We start from the raw sequence: 20,419 nt of genomic DNA, 5'->3' as shown, positions 1-20,419 counted from the left end.
CTAACAGATTTCAAAAATCTGTCAGGATGTATATCGTAGAAATGAATCATTAATGAATCACATTCTCCACTTCATTAGGATTGTGTTCATGTTTAAACAAAATTGCAAACGCTATAGCAATAATCAATGAATAGATTGCAAAAGCCAACCAAATGCTATGCCAGTCTTTCATCAAAATTACTTTATCAAACAAACCATCTGTTGTAATTGAATTTCCTTGGCTTTTTACAAAATCCAAAAGCTTTGGATTTGTGACATCTGTTTGCAAAAAAGAAGCCAAATCTGTTGTACTACCAAAAGACTTCGTAAAAAAGCGGTCAATCGCCCAACCCGAGGTAAAACTTCCCAATATTGCTCCTACTCCATTGGTCATCATCATAAACATACCTTGAGCCGAAGAACGGTTTTTGGCATCGGTATGTGTTTCTACAAACAAAGATCCAGATATATTAAAGAAGTCAAAAGCCATTCCATACACAATACAAGACAAAATAATCATCCACAATCCCTGCACAGGATCGCCAAAAGCAAAAAGACCAAAACGCAATACCCAAGCCAGCATACTTATAAGCATTACTTGTTTGATTCCAAAACGCTTCAAGAAAAACGGAATAGCCAATATAAATAAAGTCTCCGAAATCTGAGAAATCGACATGATAATAGTAGAATATTTCACCACAAACGAATCGGCATATTTTGGAAAATGTTTAAACTCATCCAAAAATACATCACCATAAGCATTCGTCAATTGCAAAGCTCCCCCCAAAAACATAGAGAAAATAAAGAACAAAGCCATTTTGTAATTGGCAAATAATTTGAAAGATTCCAATCCCAAAATCTCCGTTAACGAGGCGTTCTCTTTTGTCAATCGTTGCGGCTTGCATTTAGGTAATGTAAAAGAATAGATTCCTAATATAATAGCAGCAATTCCAGCAATATAAAATTGATAAGCGGTCGCCTTATTTCCCGTCAAATTGGTAATCCACATCGCTACTATAAAACCAATGGTTCCAAATACTCGAATGGGCGGAAAGCTCTTAACTACATCCAAACCATTTGTTTTTAATGCATTGTAGGAAATCGAATTACTCAAAGCAATCGTTGGCATGTAGAAACACATTGCCAAAAGCATGATGTAAATAAAAGTTGTTGGAGTACTAACTTCGGGTAAGTAAAATAAAACCAAACCATATAAAATTTGAAGGCCTCCGTATAATTTTTCGGCATTAATCCACCTGTCAGCAATAATACCCGCAAGGGTTGGCATAAAAAGTGACGCAATTCCCATTGTTCCAAAGACCAACCCAAATTGTGTACCTTCCCAGTTTTTGGTGCCAAACCAATAATTTGCAATTGTAATCAACCATGCTCCCCAAACAAAAAATTGAAGAAAACTCATTAATATCAATCTGTTTTTAATTCCCATAAGTAGGTTTGTATTTTATTATTTTGAAGATTTTAGCAAGTTGTAAATCTACTATTAAAATTGAGATTACCAAAAAAATCACAAAGTATTAATGACTTCATTCACCAACTCCAAAACAACATCAAATTGTTCTTTTCTGTCCAAATAAGAATTATCCACCTCAATAGCATCATCTGCCATCACCAAAGGAGAATCATCCCTATGAGTATCTACATAATCACGTTCAATCACATTCTTTAAAACCTCTTCATAAGAAACCAAATCGCCTTTTGCCTGCAATTCGTCAAAGCGTCTTTGTGCACGAGTATCTGCTCCAGCGGTCATGAATATTTTGAGCTCAGCATTTGGAAAAACAACAGTTCCTATGTCTCTACCATCCATAACGATTCCTTTTGCTGCACCCATTTCCTGTTGTTGTTCTACCAATTTTGAACGCACTTCTGAAATAGCTGCCACAGCACTTACAAAACTTGAAACCTCCAAAGTTCGGATTTCAGTTTCCACATTCACATCGTTCAAATACATTTCGGCAAAACCCAATTCAGGATTGAATTTAAAACTCAATTTTATAGAAGGCAAGCTTTTTACCAATTTCTCTTTATCCAAAAAATCAGCTCCGATACAATTGTTTTGCATCGCAAACAAAGTCACGGCACGATACATGGCACCAGTGTCTACATAAACGTATCCTAAATGCTTGGCAAGTTGTTTAGCCAAAGTACTTTTCCCCGTGGATGAAAACCCATCTATTGCTATGGTTATTTTTTTCATGTTCTTATTTTAAAAATATATTGAAAGTCTTTATTCTATTTTCTTTGCTCTTTCTTCTGAAAATTACTCCCCAAAATTAATAATCAACCCAAATAAACTGGTGTTTCCTGCCAAAGTATATTTAGAATACGAATAATTAAATTTTAATTTGTTCAGTTTCAATCCAAAGCCCAATGAGAGTCCTGAGAAATTTCTTTGGTCTTGAATTTGTAATTCAGAGGCTCTTCTAAAATTATATCCCAATCTCAGATTAAAGGCTTTTTTAGGAAAAAGCTCGACACCCAAAATCATGTGTCGTAGTGCATTATTAAAAAAAGATATATTTTCTTCAGTGACACTGCCGTCAATGGAAGTTTCAGAACGAACAGGATTGGAAAAAGCCAGATTCCATTGTTGCAAATTTTCTAATGTAAAATGCCAGCGTATTGGCACATGCTCCAATTCTTGGGAAACTCCTGCAATGATTTCAAAAGGTAATTGTTCTCTACTACCATCGTAAGTAGTAAATTGGGTTCCAATATTCATTAAGGTCAAAGCCCAATTCACATCATTTTTTTCATCAATAAATACCATTCCTAAATCGACAGCAGCACCAAATGAATTGTAACTTTCTAAAGTAGATTCAATCAATTTGGCATTCGCACCAATGTGAATATCGGTATATGGAATGTTATATGCATATCCGACTGAAAGTGCAATTTCGCTTCCCGTAAATGATGAAGTAGGCAAGCCATTCTCATCATAACCGTCAAATTTTCCGTAATTGATATAATTTACGCCTGCCTGAAATGTTTGCAAATGCTGATCGTAAGTATAAGCATACGAAGCTGTTCCATAAGTTACTTCCTGATAGTAATTCCCGTAATTTAAGGACAAATGATTGTCCATTTCTTCATTAATTGAAGCAGGATTAAAAAGTGGCTGATTGACATCTTCGTCATAAATGGTAATTACTTTTCCACCTAACGCGGCTTGCCTTGGCGAAGTTATCAAGTTCAAAAACTCATACGTGTACTTCCCTCCTATTTGTCCGTAAGTAACAGAACAAATTAAGAGTAAAAAGTAAAATAAAGTTTTTTGGAACATACAATTTTTGAAAAAGAAAAGTTTAAAACTTCCCGATAACTATCGGGATCAAACTTACGAAAATTTAAAAGAAAATAATTTAAAAAAACAAATTCCAAATCCCAATAGCTCTGAGATAATTCAGATTTGGAATTTGGAATTTAATCTTGACTAAATTAATTATCAGGATAAAAAATATTTTATTTTAACGCTTTTGCATTTTTGACATTTTCTTTGGTAATCGCAATATCCAAAACTTCGCTCATTTCTTTTACATAATGAAACGTAAGCCCCTCCATATATTCGGGTTTGATTTCATCGATGTCACTTTTGTTTTCATGACAAAGAATAATCTCTTTGATATTGGCTCTTTTGGCTGCCAATATTTTTTCTTTGATACCACCAACAGGCAATACTTTTCCTCTCAAAGTGATCTCACCAGTCATAGCCAAGTTTTTCTTCACTCGTTTTTGAGTAAACAAAGAAACTAATGAGGTCAACATAGCAATACCTGCACTAGGCCCATCCTTTGGAGTAGCACCTTCAGGAACGTGTAAATGAATGTTGTATTTAGACAATAATTCAGGATTTAAACCTAAAAATTGAGCATTGGCTTTAATATATTCAAGAGCAATAGTAGCTGATTCTTTCATTACAGTTCCTAAATTCCCTGTAATGGTCATCATACCTTTACCCGGTGAAATCAAAGATTCAATAAAAAGAATATCACCGCCAACACTTGTCCATGCTAATCCTGTTACTACACCAGCAACATCGTTACTTTCATATTTATCTCTTTCTAGACGAGGAACTCCGAGTACTTTTACAATATCCTCATCTGTCACTTTCTTGTTATAAGGTTCATTCATCGCAACCGATTTGGCTGCATTTCGGATAACTTGGGCAATTTTGTTTTCCAAGCCACGAACACCCGATTCACGAGTATATCCTTCAACTATTTTTTCCAATTGTTTCTTGCCAATGGTCAAATCTTTGGCTTTTAATCCGTGTGCTGCCAATTGTTTAGAGAACAAATGCTTTCTCGCAATTTCTACTTTTTCTTCAATTGTGTAACCAGACATTTTGATGACTTCCATACGGTCAATCAATGCGGGCTGAATAGCCGACATATTGTTGGAAGTCGCAATAAACATTACTTTCGACAAATCATAACCCATTTCAAGGAAATTGTCATAAAAAGAATTGTTTTGTTCTGGATCCAAAACTTCCAATAAAGCCGATGATGGGTCTCCGCTATGACTAGAAGATAACTTATCTATTTCGTCCAAAACAAATACAGGATTAGAGGTTCCAGCTTTCTTTAAACTCTGAATAATTCGCCCTGGCATAGCACCAATATAGGTTTTTCTATGACCGCGAATTTCAGCTTCATCACGTAAACCTCCTAATGAGATACGAACATATTCTCTTCCTAACGCCTCGGCAACAGATCTACCAATTGATGTTTTTCCAACACCAGGAGGCCCTGTTAAACAGATGATTGGTGACTTCATATCATTTCTTAATTTAAGTACAGCCAAATGTTCAATCATTCTCTTTTTGACGTCTTCCAATCCAAAATGATCTTTGTCCAATACTTTTTGGGCATGCTTCAAATCAAAATTGTCTTTTGAAAATTCGCCCCAAGGCAACTCTAAAAACAGTTCTAAATAATTTCTTTGAATTCCAAAATCAGGAGCTTGTGGATTCATTCTGCGCATTTTGGACAATTCTTTTTCGAAATGTTTTTGCGTTTTTTCGTCCCATTTTTTGGTTTTAGCTTTCAGACTCATTTCGTCCATTTCTTCTTCCTGCGAAACGCCTCCCAATTCTTCCTGAATCGTTTTCATTTGCTGGTGCAAGAAATATTCTCTTTGCTGTTGGTCTAAGTCAAAACGAACTTTAGATTGAATATCATTCTTCAATTCGAGTTTTTGCAACTCCACATTCATATAACGCAAGGTTTCCAATGCGCGGTCTTTTAATCCATTAATAGACAATAAATCTTGCTTCTCCTTTACAGACAAATTCATATTTGAAGAAACAAAACTGATTAAAAACGATGGACTTCCAATGTTTTTTATGGCAAAAGTAGCTTCTGATGGAATATTTGGACTTTCATTTATAATCTGAACAGCCAATTCTTTTACCGAATCTATTATGGCATTAAATTCAGAATCTTTTTTAGCAGGTCTTTTTTCAGAAACTTCTTTGATTTTGGCTTTTAAATAAGGTTCTTCCGAAACCATTTCGGCCAATTCAAAGCGTTTTTTCCCTTGAAGAATAACGGTAACGTTACCATCAGGCATTTTTAAAACGCGAAGAATACGGGCTACAGTACCAATTTTATGAACATCCTCAAATGAAGGATCTTCATCTTCTTCGTTAATTTGAGCCACTACTCCAATAACTTTTCCAGCAGCATTGGCGTCATTAATCAATTTGATTGATTTATCTCTTCCTGCCGAAATAGGAATAACTACTCCGGGAAATAAAACAGTATTACGTAAAGGTAAAATAGGTAAAGAATCGGGTAATTCTTCGTTATTCATTTCTTCCTCATCCTCTGGAGTCAATAATGGAATTAATTCGGCTTCAGAATCAAATTCTTGAAGTGACAGATTGTCAATAGTAAGTATTTTATGATTTGACATAGTAGTATTTAGGTCTTTTTGTCATTAATTTTTTAATTCGGAACGCAAATATAAGGTATAGTAACAATATTTTGAATTAATATTGATGTATAAATACACTATTATATTGAAGCCTAAATAAGGCAATCATTGTGCCAAAATAAATACCAATAAACGTTTTCTTCTTAATTTAGATATAAGCTAACGATTAAACCAATTATTGATTTAAAAAATGAACTATTTTTATAAAACTGTAACAAACCAAAAATAATCTTGTCTTTACTAAAAATCATTACTATTTAATTGAATCTGACCAGTCAAAATATCGAAGAATTAGTTACGCTGTGCAAAGAGAATAACCCGAAAGCACAATTTGAGATTTATAATCGCTATTGCAAGGCGATGTATAATGTGGCCTATAGAATTGTGAAGGATGAACATTTTGCCGAAGACGTGATGCAAGAAGGCTTTTTGAAGGCATTTACCAAAATAAATGATTTCAAGCAAGAAGTTGCCTTTGGTGCATGGTTGAAACGGATCATAGTGAATTACAGTATTGATTTTTACAAAAAAAATAACCAATTTAAAACAGAAGATTTTGAAAAAACACTTTATAAACTAGAAGAAACAGATACAAATCTGGAAGAAAAATTCGATTTTAATGATTTAAAAGTCAAACAGGTTTTGGATACCATTCAATCCCTAAAATACAATTACAGCATGGTTCTAACTTTATTCTACATCGAAGGTTATGACCAAGAAGAAATAAGCGAAATTCTTAAAATAAGTTATGCCAACTGCAGAACAACACTGAGCAGGGCCAAAGAAAGCTTAAGAAAAAAATTAAATGAGTTATGAAAAATGAAAATGAAAAATTAGATCAATTATTTGAAAATTTAGAAAATCAATGGGATATTCAGGAAATGAATAGTCAGCATGCAAATCGATTTTCGGAAAAATTGGCTCTCAAGAAACGAAAAAAGAATTATAGTTTTATTTATGCAATTGCTGCATCTGTCGTTGTTGTGTTTGGGATAACATTGTTTTACACCAACAATGAAAAACCAAAAGAATTGAAATTTGCCTCTAAAGAAACCAAGCAAACCGATTCGATTTTTACTGTTTTGATTGAACACCAACTGGAGCAAATCAAAGCCAAAAAATCCCCAGAAAATGAAAAAATCATAAGTGATGCTTTGCAACAAATGAAAGCATTGGATAGCGATTATGAAAAAATTAAGCATGAATTGGAAGTAAATGGCGAAAGCAAGCCAATTATTTATGCTATGATAAGCAACTTACAAACCCGAATTTCATTTTTGCAAAATGTTTTGCAACATATTGAAGAAACAGAAAAATTTAAAACATTAAATGATGAAAAAACAATATAACATATTCTTACTACTTTTTTTAATTCCTTTTTTAGGATTTTCAAACGATGATTTTACCTATTCAAAACAGAAAACCATTAGCAAAGCTTATAATGTAAACAGCGATGCCGGAATCAACATTGATAACTCTTACGGAACCATTTTTGTTACGACTTGGAATGAGGATAAAATAGAAATTGAAGTACTTATTAAAGTGAGCGGAGATAACGAAAAATGGGTCAATCAAAAACTAGACGGAATCGACGTGGATTTTATTGGTTTAAAAAACATGGTTACAGCCAAAACAGTTTTTACAAATACCAGTACTAAAAACAATGGAAGAAACAACAATTTTGAAATCAATTATACCATAAAAATTCCAAAAAACGGGTCGGTAAAACTGAATAATAAGTATGGAAACATTGGTACTTCCGACCTTTTTTCGACTACAGATATTAATTGTAAATACGGGAAGATTAATTTAGGGAAGTTAAACGGAAACAGCAACACAATCCAAATTGGCTATTGTTCCAATTCTACTATCGAATACTTAAAAAACGGAACGGTAACTTCAAAATATTCCGGATTAAAAATTGATGAAGTGTCCAAACTCGATTTGCTTTCAGATTATTCCGAAATTGAAATCACCGAAGGCAATGATGTAAAATACAACAGCAAATATGGAAGTGTAAAAATTAAAAAAGTAAACTCATTGGACGCTAATGGGAATTATTTGACCATTGATATTGGTACTTTGTCCAATCAAATGAAGTTATACACCAAATACAGCAATGTTTCCATAGATGCTATTCAGGCCAAAGCCAATAATGTCACCATAATTGCCGGATACACAGGCGTTGATGTCGGTTTTCAATCCAATTATGTTTTTGATTTTGATGTTTCTGTAAAATATGCCGATTTTAAATATGACAATGAATTGAGTGTAAATTCCAGAGAAGAAACCAATAATACGAAAAAAGTTAGTGGCTTTTTCAAGAAAAAAGGAGTAAACAAGATGACCATCACTTCGGATTATGGCAATGTGAAATTGTATAAAAATGAAGGACAATAATTTATGGCAAAAGAGGTTTCAATAATCAATCTATAATTTTAATCACTACAAAATGAAAAAAACAATTCAATTATTCGTTTTAGCAGCTTTGTTTATTACAACAATTGCAAATGCACAATGGACAAATAAAAAAGTAAAAGGTAACGGAAAAGTAATCACAGAGAAGCGAACTACGTCAGGATATGACGAAATAAACGTTTCTGGTTTCTTTGATGTGGTTTTGGTTTCTGGAAAAGAAGGCGCAATATCGATAAAAGGCGAAGAAAATTTATTGCCATATGTAAAAGTGGAAGTAGATGGAAATGTATTGAAAATTTACACTGAAAAAAATGTAAATATCAACACCAATAAAGAGATTGTATTGACTGTGCCCTTTGAACAAATCAGTTTCGTTTCGCTTTCGGGATCTGGAGATCTTAAGTCCAAAAATACTATTGTGGGCTCAAAATTTACAGCTAAATTATCGGGTTCGGGTGATTTGACTTTAGATGTTAAAACAACAGATTTTGAAGCCAACTTAAGCGGGTCGGGAGATGTTGTTTTAACTGGAAGTTCAGATAATTTTGTATCCAAAATATCGGGTTCCGGTGATGTTGATGCAGCAGATTTAATTACCAAAAGTGCTAATTTGACGATTTCAGGTTCGGGTGATATGAAAGTAAATTGCAGCCAAAATTTATATGCAAGAGTTTCCGGTTCTGGAGACATTGCTTACAAAGGAAATCCTGAATCCAAAGACACCAAAGTGAGTGGTTCTGGTGAAATTTCGAAGATGTAATTCTAAAAATATAAAATAAAAAGAGGCTTTATTTAGTTATAAAGCCTCTATTTTTTGTTCTGCCGATAAATGTTTAATGAAATAATACTAAACTGTTTTTTTATACAAATACAATTACTGTTCTTGCTCGGTCATTTACAGTTATTGCAACTCCATTTATACTTACTGGTCTAGATTATTTGTTTTTTTGGTACTTTTCGCAATAAGACAACACCAATCACAAAAAACACAGCTAGAAATACAATAGCCAGTCTTGGACTTCCTGTGATTTGATCAATAATGCCATAAACACACATTCCAATTACAATTCCAATTTTTTCGGTAACATCATAAAAACTAAAAAAGGAAGCTGTATCTTCCGTTTCCGGCAAAAGTTTAGAATAAGTAGAACGAGATAATGCTTGAATCCCCCCCATTACAAGCCCTACAAGTGCAGCCATGATATAAAACTGATTAGGCGATACTATAAAATAAGCTGCAGCACAAAGCACCACCCAAAAGCAATTGATAACTATTAACGTTGGGATATTTCCAAATTTTGCTGATGCTTTTGATGTCAAAATAGCACCTATAACAGCAATAATCTGGATTAATAAAATACAGATAATCAATCCCGTTTGGCTTTGGCTTTTAGACTCCCAAGCTATTTCTTGCGAACCAAAATAAGTGGCAATAAGCATCACTGTTTGAACAGCCATACTGTAAACAAAAAAACTAAGCAAGTATCTTTTCAAGGAAATATTGGCTTCCAATAGCCCCCAAACTTTTTTTAATTCTTTGAAACCATTAAAAACAACTGCTTTGGTTACTTTTCGATCAGCATTTTTATTCCCTTTTGGCAAAAAGTAATAAGAGTATTGACTGAAAAGTATCCACCAAATACCAACCATAATAAAGGAATATCTCATGGCTTTCATTGCAGCTTCGCCTTTACTTCCTGTGATTCCAAATGTATCGGGCATCATTACCATAGCAAGATTTACAATTAACAAAATCACACTGCCTATGTATCCCAAAGAGTATCCTTTGGCACTTACAGCATCTTGTTGTTCGGGATAAGCAATATCTGGCAAATAGGAGTTATAAAATACCAAACTTCCCCAAAAACCAATTAAACCAAAAAAGTAAAAGAATAACCCAACGTATATATTTTCTAAACTAAACCAATTCAAACCAATACAAGAAAGGGCTCCAACATAACAGAAGAATTTCATGAAAGATTTTTTATTACCAACATAATCTGCTATTCCTGATAATAAAGGAGAAAATAAAGCAACCATCAAAAAAGCGGCAGCTGTTACAAAGCTAATTAATGCAGAATTTTTTAGACTCAGACCGAAAACTTCAATATAATGATCTCTATCGGAAAATAAAGATTCATAAAAAATAGGAAATATGGCAGATGAAATCACCAATGGATAGACAGAATTTGCCCAATCGTAAAATGCCCAAGCATTTAATAATTTTTTACTCCCTTTTTGTAATTGCTCCATGTTTTATCTTTTTTATCATGCTAAAGTATCTATTTTTAAGAACAATTGCATTTTTTTATTTTAAATATTAGGTAATTTAATGGTTTGTAAACAATCCCATTTTATCAATTTTAAATAACTCCATTTTTCTTTCCATCGAAAATAAAAACTTACCAATAAAAAAACCATTTCATTCGAAATGGTTTTTAAGCTATTTTTTCAATTGTATTTTCTTCATTTAAATACTACACCAAACTTAGCTGCTGTAGCTTTTGCTCCAGGAACCAAAGCTTTTAAATTTGCAATCCTCGAGGCATCAGATGGATGCGTACTCAAAAATTCAGGTGGCTTTTGTCCTGAGGATTCCGCTGCCATCCTACTCCAAAAAACAATTGCATCATCAGGATTATATCCTGCAATAGCCATCAAGGTAAGTCCTATTTTATCAGCTTCATTTTCATAACTTCTGCTAAAAGGCAGCATCACTCCAACTTCAGAACCAATTCCATAATATTGTTGCCACATTTGTTGATTCTCTGCACTTTGGTTTCCTGTTGCAACTGCAACACCAACCGCTCCTAAACTTTGTAATTGAGCAGCACTCATTCTTTGTGCTCCGTGATTGGCCAATGCATGAGAAACCTCATGTCCCAATACTGTGGCCAAACCTGCATCATTTTTCGTAACAGGCAGGATACCGGTATATACTACAATTTTTCCACCCGGCATGCACCAAGCATTTACTTCTTTATTTTCAACCAATTTGTACTCCCACCGATACTCTTTTAAATATTCTGGCTGGCCAATCGAAGTTAAATATTTCTGTGCTGCAGCCGCAATTTTCATTCCAACTTCCGTTACTTTATTTGCATCTGGTGTCCCTGATATTACTTTGTTTTCCTTTAAAAAAGAATCATACTCCTGAAATGACGATGCAAACAACTGGCTGTTCGATACGAAATTTAAATTCTTCCCTCCTGTAACTGGATTAGTCGCACATGACAAAAACAATCCGATGGTGCAAACCACTATCATTATATTCTGCTTATTCATAATTTTAATTTATTTATTTATTTATAAAAATATAAATTTAGCTGTTTAAGTAAATTACAGAATATAAAAAGAATGTTTCATTTTTATTGGTTTATAAATGAAAATCATCCTTGAATAATTTCATTTGAATTATCCAAGGATGATTTAAAAATGAATAATTTATATCTATGCAAATTTATGCACCAAAACTGCCAATGGAGGCAAGAGTAAAGCAACAGAATAATCTTTTCCATCAAAAGGAATTGATTCCACTTTTGATTTGTTTGTGTTTACAACTCCACTGCCGCCAAAATCAACCGAATCACTGTTGAATACTTCTACAAGTTTTCCTGTTTTGGGCAGACCTATTCGGTAATTCTCTCGCACAACTTGCGTAAAATTGAGTACCACAATCAAATCATCTTTAGGATTGTTTCCTTTTCGAATAAAAGACATTACAGCATTTTCATGATCAGAATAATTAATCCACTCAAAACCTTCTTGATTAAATTGTTTTTCATGCAAAGCTGGCTCTGTTTTGTACAATTCATTAAGCTTGGTAATTACCAATTTTATGCCGTTATGGAATGGGTATTGCAATAGATGCCAATCCAAACTGCTTTCAAAATTCCATTCGCTACTTTGTCCAAATTCAGCTCCCATAAACAATAATTTGGTTCCGGGATGCGTAAACATATAGCCGTAAAGCAAACGAAGATTAGCAAATTTCTGCCACTCATCTCCTGGCATTCTTCCTAGAATAGATTTTTTGCCATAAACCACTTCATCATGTGAAAGCGGTAGCATGAAATTCTCGGTATAAGTATAAGTCATGGAGAAAGTCAAATCATTTTGATGGTATTTTCTATACACGGTCTCTTTTTGAAAGTATTCTAGAGTATCGTGCATCCAACCCATCATCCATTTCATTCCAAAGCCTAAACCTCCAACGAATGTAGGTCTTGAAACCATTGGAAAAGAAGTACTTTCTTCAGCAATGGTTTGTACGCCTTCATAATTGGCATATACCGCTTCATTAAAATCTTTCAAAAAACTAATCGTATCCAAGTTTTCCCTTCCACCATATATATTTGGTTCCCACTCCCCTTCTTCTCTGGAATAATCCAAATACAACATAGAAGCAACCGCATCTACTCTAAGCCCGTCTATATGATAATGTTGTAACCAAAACAATGCGTTACTGATTAAGAAAGAACGAACTTCATTTCGTCCATAATTAAAAACCAAACTTTTCCAGTCTGGATGATAACCTTTTCTGCGATCTGGATGTTCAAATAAATTCGATCCATCAAAAAATCCCAAACCATGAGCATCATCAGGAAAATGCGAAGGAACCCAATCCAAAATCACTCCAATACCAGCTTCATGTAATTTATCAACTAGAACCATAAATTCTTGAGGAGTTCCAAAACGGGATGTTGGTGCAAAATAGCCCACTAATTGGTACCCCCATGATGGATCATACGGATATTCCATAACTGGCATGAACTCTACATGTGTAAAGCCTGTCTCTTTTACATATTTAACCAAATCTTCAGCAAATTCTAGATAAGTCAAAAATCTATTTTCTTCACCATGTCTTTTCCAGGAACCCAAGTGCACTTCATAAACCGAATACGGTTTATCCAAATCATTATGCTCTTTGCGGGTTTGCATCCATTTTTTGTCGTTCCACTTATGTTCCAGATCCCAAACGACAGAAGCAGTATGAGGTGGTTTTTCACAATAAAAAGCAAATGGATCTGCTTTTTCGGTAATGATTCCACCATTGTTGGATTGTATTTTATATTTGTAAGTTGTTCCTTGTTCTATTCCGGGAATAAAACCCTCCCAAATTCCAGATGAATCCCAACGCACCTGCAATTGATGATCCCCCTGAATCCAGAAATTAAAGTCTCCAACTACCGAAACCGTTCTTGCCGATGGTGCCCATACAGCAAAATAAACTCCTTTTACTCCATCAACTTCAATAAGATGTGCCCCTAATTTTTCATAAAGTCTAAAATGTTTTCCTGCCTTGAATAAATCAATGTCAAAATCTGTAAAAAGCGAATAGGTTTGTACTTTGTTCATTTTTGTGTTTTATTTTTTGTTGAAATTGTAATCAACTAATTCTTATTTAAAATTCATTATACTGGCAATTCCTCTCAAAGGAATAACTGACCATCTCGGTCTGGAATTTAATTCGTAACCCAATTCATAGATGGCTTTTTCCAAGAGGCAATATTTCAATAAAAAATCAATCTCTTTTATATAGCCAATATTTAGATTTCCACCTTGAGCTACTTCAGTATAGGTGTTCAGAAAAACGCCTACAAAATATTTGTATAAAATTTCACCAGCCTTAAAAAGTTCGTCTTGTTCATAAGGATATTTATCATTGCTGTTGAAAATAGTAGCATAAATAGCATAATGAAAAGAACGAAACATTCCGGCAACATCTTTTAAAGGAGGCTGTTTCACTTTCCGATCGCGAATGGTACTTTCCGGTTCTCCTTCAAAATCAAGTATATAAAAATCATCCCCGTTTACTAAAACCTGTCCCAAATGATAGTCTCCATGAATACGAATACGTTCTGATTTCATCTGTGTCCAGTCAAAATCAAGGAATGCTTTTCTAATTTCTTTTTTGTGATCCAAAAATTGATTCGCCAGTTCTAATGCTAATCCATCCAACTTGTGCAAATTATTTTCTAAAATATTCAAGCGGTTTTGAAACTGATAAGTCAATCTGTTTTTTAACCAAACCGAATAATCTCCATTATAAGTAAGTGGTGTAAAGGCAGTTTCATGAATGTCACTACCCAAAGCAATATGCATTTCGGCTGTTCGCGTTGCCAAAGTTTGAATTTTTAGAAAAATACTTAACCCTGCCCAATCAATAATTTCATGAGGGACGTCATTCAACCTTAATCTTTTGAATAATTCTATATCCGGAAGTCTACTGATTGAAATCTTTTTGGTATTCAAATTGTCAAAAATTCGATCTACTTCTTCCAGCATATATTTCCATGCATCGCCTTGATTAGGCACCATTTCTTGCATCAAGCCAAGAGTGATGTTTCCCTCAGACGAAACTATACTAATGCTTCCAGTATAGGCAGGTGAATGTTTAAAATTCATTCTTTCGGTCAGGAAACGACTGATTTCATAATCAGGATTCATGCTGATGTAAATTCTTCTGAAGATTTTTAGAACCAGGTTATCATTATAAACAATAGAAGTATTACTTTGTTCCACTCCCATAAAATGGGACGAAACATATTCCTTGGTATGCAATGCTTTTCCTTTGTGAAAGGTAACTTTTGATTCCTCATTTTTTTTGGAATGGATGATCTTGTCAAAAAGTAATTTTCTAAAATCCTCCTGATGTAAAGCATCTACAAGATATCCCTCCTTTTCGTTCATTTTAACTGGAGCAATAACAGTATTGGTATCTAAATCCTCTTCAGACATAAATGCCAATGGCATAAAATAATGCTGATAAAAGGCTTCTTTAAAATTAACTTCCAATAAAACGCCGTAATAGGTATTATCATTTGATGAGATTTTAAAAGAATGAACAATCTCAATATATTTTAAGGTGCTGGCCTTACCACCATACCACCTTTTATTGATTATGTAGTTTTCTAAAATATCGGAAGCAAAAATTTTATTGAAATTTTCGTCTTCAAGAGCAGCTTCCCAATCAGTGTGAAATACAAATGGGTTTTGATATTCGGCTTCGTTAATTTTGTCTGCCATTATTTCTGAATTTTAAATAAATGAAAAGGCAATTCGGAAGGAAGTTCTACATAATTCCATTCATTATTCCATGAATAGGTATTTCCGGTAATCAAATCGGTAACTTGTATATGTTGACTTCCAATTTTGTCTAAAGGCAATTTTACCATTGCTTTGGCCGTATGAAATGCATCCAAACTTACAATCATCAGTGTTTCATCCTGTTTGTCGTCATCAAACTTATAGTATGCCATTACCTGATCATTGTTGGTCTCACAAAAAACAATATTATTGGTCTGTTGCAACGAAATTTGTTCTTTTCGAATAGTATTAATTCTGGTAATTAGGGTGGTCAGTTTGTTTTGAATAGTCCAGTCCCATTTGTAACATTGGTATTTTTCAGAATCTAAATATTCTTCTTTACCAGGAGCCATTGGCGTACTGACCCTATATTCAAAAACAGGACCATAAATTCCAACATTTGAACTCAATGTGGCAGCCAAAAAATATTTTTGCAAATGCACCGATTCATTTCCATTTTGCAATGCAAAAGGATTAATGTCGGGTGTATTGGGCCAAAAATTAGGTCTGTAAAATTCTTTTTGTTCGGTTTGGGTTAACTCTTCTACGTATTCAGTCAATTCTTTTTTAGAATTTCTCCATGTAAAATAAGTATACGATTGACTAAAACCTTGTTTTGCCAATTCGTTCATGATTTTTGGACGTGTAAAAGCTTCAGCCAAAAACAAAACATCGGGATGCTTTTTTTTGATTTCAGATATCAACCAACCCCAGAAATAAAAGGGTTTTGTATGTGGATTATCAACTCTGTAGATTTTAATATTACATTCTTCAATCCAAAATAAAGCGACATCTAGTAATTCTTTCCAAAGATTTTTCCAGTCGGAACTTTCAAAATAAATAGGTTGAATGTCTTGGTATTTTTTAGGAGGATTTTCGGCATATTGAACTGTCCCGTCTGGTCTCCATTTAAACCATTGCGGAAAATCTTTTACATATGGATGATCTGGCGCGGCTTGCAAAGCATAATCCATGGCCACTTCGATTCCTAAATCTTGTGCTTTTTTTACTAATTCTTTGAAATCTTCAATCGTTCCTAATTCGGGATGGGTAGATTTGTGTCCGCCGTGATGAGAACCAATTCCCCAGGGAGAGCCAACATCGCCATATTCGGCATTTGTAGCATTGTTTTTTCCTTTTCTATTGACTTCACCAATCGGATGAATTGGCGGAAAATAGAGCGTATCAAATCCCATTTCTGCAACTCTAGGAAGCAATCTTTCGCAATCTTTGAAAGTTCCGTGTTTTCCTTCTTCGGTCGAAGCTGAACGTGGAAAAAATTCATACCAAGTGCTGAATAATGCCTTTTTTCGATCTACATAGACTTCTAAATCTATTGATTTATTTTCTAAAAGACGTATTGGGTATTTTTTGAAAATCCGGATCAATTCTTCCGATTTTGTTTCTCTAACGGCATTATCATATTCTGACTCGGTTGTAAAATAATAAACAAGTCGATTGAGATATTCATTATCGGAAGCATCAACTAAATTGAGAATAGCACGAACATATTCTGCACCTTCCAATAATTCTGACTTTACATATTGATTGTCATTAATTTTGCGTTCTGTGCCATGTTGCCAGTTTAAGGCATAATCTACCCAGCCTTCTACAAAATAGGTAAACTTTCCTTGTTTATTGACTTGAAATTCTGCAAACCATTCATCATTCTGAGTAGGAGTCATTCGAACCTCTTGCCACTTTTTTTCAGATTCGTGTTTGAATTTTACGCAACATTCGATAACATCATGTCCATCTGAAAATACATCAGCTGTAACAAGTATTTTTTGGCCAACAATTCTTTTAATGACAAAGCTACCACCATTGAGTTGTGGTAAAACATTTTCTATAATTATTCGGGTTTGATTTTGCATGGTGTTAGTTAAATTGAACATGTAATTTAGTAAATATTAAATATTTATTAAAATTAATTTAAAAAAATACAAATATTCTATTAATTTGATTTACTAAGCATTATTTTTTATGAATTATAAATCAATTTACAGGAATAACTCGTTTTTCTCTTGCATTATTGACAGTAGTACGGCTAAATACTAGTTACACCAAATAGATCGTACGATAAATTGTACTATCTATTTGGTGTAATTAATCTTCATTTTTGAAATATCTAGGAAGATAATTCAAGGGAAATACTTATTTTATAATAAAATTATTTGGGATTATGGCTCCTTTTCGAATTACAATAATTCCTTCTTTTACACAATACAATTCATTTGTTGTATCTTCCAAGTGTTTACCTCCTTTTACATACACATCGTTACCGATTCTACAGTTTTTATCGACAATAGCATTATCAATAAAACATCTTTCCCCTATGCCTATTAATGGTATACCATTTTTATTATCTTCATTAATATCATCAATATTCTGATAGAAATCATTCCCCATTACATAACAATGCTGAATGACAGTGTCCTCTCCTATTCGAGATCTATTCCCAATAACAGATTTGGTAATGGCTTTGGCATGAATGATACAACCCTCAGAAATTAAGGACCTTTCTACCATTGTTTTATGGAACTTGGACGGAGATAATAAACGAGGTCTGGTATAGATTTTATTATCATTATCAAATAGATTAAATTTTGGAATATCATCCGTCAAACCAATATTGGCTTCAAAAAAGGAGTCTATATTACCAATATCAGTCCAGTAACCCTCGTATTGATAGCTCAATAATTTTTTATTTCCAACAGCCTGAGGTATGATTTCTTTTCCAAAATCTTTTGTATCTGGATCAGCCATCAATTCGATTAATAATTTTCTATTAAAAATATAAATACCCATTGAAGCCAAATAATGTTTCCCTTGGTTCTTCATTTCATCACTCACTTCTGATTTCCAATCGGGTAATAACTCCTTAGCTGGTTTTTCTATAAAACAATCAATACAACTTTCCGAATTGGTTTTCAATATACCAAACTCAGGGGCATCCTTGTCATTTACAGGCAAAGTGGCGATAGTAATGTCGGCTTCTGCATCAATATGTGCTTCAAGCATTTCGTTAAAATCCATTTGATATAATTGATCACCAGAAAGAATCAAAGCATAATCAAAATCATGATTTAAAAAGTGAGGCATACATTGTCGTACAGCATCTGCAGTTCCTTGAAACCAAGTTGGATTATCAGGCGTTTGCTCAGCAGCCAAAATATCAACAAACGACTGACTAAAAATACTGAAATTATAAGTGTTTTTGATATGCGCATTTAAAGATGCCGAATTAAATTGTGTCAATACAAACATTTTATAAATGTCTGAATTCATACAATTTGAAATTGGAATATCAACCAATCTATATTTCCCTCCAATTGGGACCGCAGGTTTAGACCTTCTGGCCGTTAAGGGATACAATCTTGAACCTTGACCACCTCCTAAAATAATAGCGATAACTTTTTTCCTTTTAGCTTTCATACCTCTTTGTAATAATTAAATTATATAATTCTATATATTCTTGGCTTACGGTTTCCCAAGAATGGTTTGTATTCATTCCTTTTATTCTAATTTGATCTATAATTTCTTTATTTTTATATAAATCGATAGCTCTTTGAATAGAATCACAAATATCTTCAACTGAAGCATTATCATGACAAATTCCGTTTCCATTATCTTCAAAATCAACGACAGTGTCTTTTAATCCTCCTGTTCTTCTGACAATTGGTATTGTTCCATATCGCATAGCATACATCTGATTTAATCCGCAAGGCTCTACTCGTGACGGAATTAAAATAAAATCGGAACCAGCATACGTTTTATGTGCTAATTCTTCATTGTAACCTATGTAAACATTATAATTTCCACTAAATTCAGAAAGCAAATGTGAAAGTTGATTTTCTAATTCGACGTCTCCATGTCCTAAAATTAAAATATTTATTTCTTCTTTGTATGTTGTTAAAGCTGATAAAACTACCTCTGGCAGCAAATCGGCTCCTTTTTCATAATATAATCGTCCTATAAAACAAAAAAGTGGTTTTGACGCATCCAAATTGAAAAGCGAACATAAATACTCTTTATTTTTTTGTTTTCCATCAGCAATTGTTTCTATCGAATAATTGTTTTCAATCATTGGATCTTTATTGGAATCCCAAACATCGATGTCAATTCCATTAAGAATACCTCTTGATTTGTGACGAAACTGTTGAAATAGTGTTTCCAAACCATTATTCGAATTATTGATTTCATTGAGATAACTAGGTGAAACCGTTGTGACTTCATCTGCACATTTTATCGCTGCTGCTAAAGAATTTATACAATTCCCCCATTCTAATTCTTTAACATGAATTAAATCAAATTCAGGCAAATAATATAATTTGTTAAAAGAAAATATTCCTTGATATAAACCGTTATGAATGGTAATCAGTGTGGGTATTTCTCTTAGCTTTTCATATTTTGGACAATATTTATTCATAAAAGGAATTAATGCCGTATGATGATCGTGACAATGAATGATATCTGGAATCGAACTTCTTCCTGTGATCCAATCTAATGTTGCAATTTGAAACGATAAAAATCGCTCTATATCATCTCTATAATTATAAATATTGGGTCGGTCAAAAAGCTCAGGTATCTCAACTAAATACAACTCAAATCCCAACTTATTTGATATTTCTTTCAAAACACTAAAAGGAAAATTAAAGTTGCCCAATTTTAATTTACCCCAATGCACACATTCAAAATCATTCTCTAATCTAAATACTGTTTGATAACACGGAATGACGACACGAACCTGATTTTCTGTACTGCTTTGGTATTTTGGCAATGCTCCAATTACATCGGCTAAACCACCCACTTTTGCTACTGGGTAACATTCTGCTCCAATGTGAAATATTTCCATGAATTACCTTTTATTCTTATTTGATTATGACGTGATCTTACTTATCAATTGCGTACAAAATTCAATAAAATACTATTTTTATAGTATGAAATTAAATTATATTAACATTAAATTTATAGT

At 33.4% G+C, this 20,419-nt stretch carries 15 protein-coding genes; 4 read left to right on the top strand and 11 right to left on the bottom strand.

The features are described from left to right. Window positions 1–49: 49 nt before the first annotated feature. The 4 genes from OLM57_RS12900 to lon all read right to left on the bottom strand — a co-directional run bounded on the left by OLM57_RS12900 (window position 50) and on the right by lon (window position 5,916). Window positions 50–1,426: a nucleoside permease gene (locus OLM57_RS12900; protein WP_264564102.1), complete on the bottom strand. Its 1,377-nt coding sequence runs from the start codon at window positions 1,424–1,426 to the stop codon at window positions 50–52. A gap of 78 nt (window positions 1,427–1,504) precedes the next feature. Then, a complete protein-coding gene (gene cmk, locus OLM57_RS12895) occupies window positions 1,505–2,197 on the bottom strand; it encodes a (d)CMP kinase (protein WP_264564101.1) in 693 nt (230 codons plus the stop codon). 63 nt (window positions 2,198–2,260) lie between these two features. Continuing rightward, complete coding sequence (gene porQ, locus OLM57_RS12890) at window positions 2,261–3,283, bottom strand: type IX secretion system protein PorQ (protein WP_264564100.1); 1,023 nt, start codon at window positions 3,281–3,283, stop codon at window positions 2,261–2,263. Window positions 3,284–3,462: 179 nt separating this feature from the next. Continuing rightward, window positions 3,463–5,916, bottom strand: a complete 2,454-nt coding sequence (gene lon, locus OLM57_RS12885) for an endopeptidase La (protein ID WP_264564099.1) — start codon at window positions 5,914–5,916, stop codon at window positions 3,463–3,465. Between the two features lie 282 nt (window positions 5,917–6,198). Here lon and OLM57_RS12880 point away from each other — a divergent pair, with 282 nt between their 5' ends. Genes OLM57_RS12880 through OLM57_RS12865 form a run of 4 tightly spaced genes read left to right on the top strand, consistent with a single transcriptional unit; the run spans window position 6,199 to window position 9,115 of the window. Next, the gene (locus OLM57_RS12880; RefSeq protein WP_264564098.1) at window positions 6,199–6,753 is read left to right on the top strand and encodes an RNA polymerase sigma factor; all 555 of its coding nucleotides are present in this window, start codon (window positions 6,199–6,201) and stop codon (window positions 6,751–6,753) included. Then, the gene (locus OLM57_RS12875; RefSeq protein ID WP_264564097.1) at window positions 6,750–7,286 is read left to right on the top strand and encodes an anti-sigma factor; all 537 of its coding nucleotides are present in this window, start codon (window positions 6,750–6,752) and stop codon (window positions 7,284–7,286) included. The genes OLM57_RS12880 and OLM57_RS12875 overlap by 4 nt, the downstream gene beginning before the upstream one ends. Further along, window positions 7,270–8,337, top strand: a complete 1,068-nt coding sequence (locus tag OLM57_RS12870; RefSeq protein WP_264564096.1) for a hypothetical protein — start codon at window positions 7,270–7,272, stop codon at window positions 8,335–8,337. Before OLM57_RS12875 ends, OLM57_RS12870 begins: the two co-directional genes overlap by 17 nt. A gap of 52 nt (window positions 8,338–8,389) precedes the next feature. Further along, a complete protein-coding gene (locus OLM57_RS12865) occupies window positions 8,390–9,115 on the top strand; it encodes a head GIN domain-containing protein (RefSeq protein ID WP_264564095.1) in 726 nt (241 codons plus the stop codon). A 170-nt stretch (window positions 9,116–9,285) separates the two neighbouring features. Here OLM57_RS12865 and OLM57_RS12860 read toward each other — a convergent pair whose 3' ends face one another. From OLM57_RS12860 to OLM57_RS12830, 7 genes are all read right to left on the bottom strand, one after another. Further along, window positions 9,286–10,608, bottom strand: a complete 1,323-nt coding sequence (locus OLM57_RS12860) for an MFS transporter (protein WP_264564094.1) — start codon at window positions 10,606–10,608, stop codon at window positions 9,286–9,288. Window positions 10,609–10,821: 213 nt separating this feature from the next. Next, window positions 10,822–11,640 carry a M48 family metallopeptidase gene (locus tag OLM57_RS12855; RefSeq protein WP_264564093.1) on the bottom strand — a complete coding sequence of 273 codons (819 nt, stop codon included), beginning with the start codon at window positions 11,638–11,640 and terminating at the stop codon, window positions 10,822–10,824. Between the two features lie 165 nt (window positions 11,641–11,805). Further along, a complete protein-coding gene (glgB, locus tag OLM57_RS12850; RefSeq protein ID WP_264564092.1) occupies window positions 11,806–13,713 on the bottom strand; it encodes a 1,4-alpha-glucan branching protein GlgB in 1,908 nt (635 codons plus the stop codon). Window positions 13,714–13,755: 42 nt separating this feature from the next. Next, window positions 13,756–15,384, bottom strand: coding sequence for a maltokinase N-terminal cap-like domain-containing protein (locus OLM57_RS12845; protein ID WP_264564091.1), 1,629 nt, complete (start codon window positions 15,382–15,384; stop codon window positions 13,756–13,758). After that, complete coding sequence (locus OLM57_RS12840) at window positions 15,384–17,339, bottom strand: alpha-1,4-glucan--maltose-1-phosphate maltosyltransferase (RefSeq protein ID WP_319800248.1); 1,956 nt, start codon at window positions 17,337–17,339, stop codon at window positions 15,384–15,386. Before OLM57_RS12840 ends, OLM57_RS12845 begins: the two co-directional genes overlap by 1 nt. A 259-nt stretch (window positions 17,340–17,598) precedes the next feature. Then, window positions 17,599–18,879, bottom strand: coding sequence for a glucose-1-phosphate adenylyltransferase (locus tag OLM57_RS12835; RefSeq protein WP_264564090.1), 1,281 nt, complete (start codon window positions 18,877–18,879; stop codon window positions 17,599–17,601). Continuing rightward, entirely contained in the window at window positions 18,869–20,299 is a 1,431-nt protein-coding gene (locus OLM57_RS12830) for a glycogen synthase (protein ID WP_264564089.1), read from the bottom strand. Before OLM57_RS12830 ends, OLM57_RS12835 begins: the two co-directional genes overlap by 11 nt. Window positions 20,300–20,419 lie beyond the last annotated feature (120 nt).

Source organism: Flavobacterium sp. N3904 (genome assembly GCF_025947305.1).
Classification (GTDB): Bacteria; Bacteroidota; Bacteroidia; order Flavobacteriales; family Flavobacteriaceae; genus Flavobacterium.
Note: the sequence above shows the minus strand (reverse complement) of the source record. Positions and strands in the feature narration are given on the sequence as shown.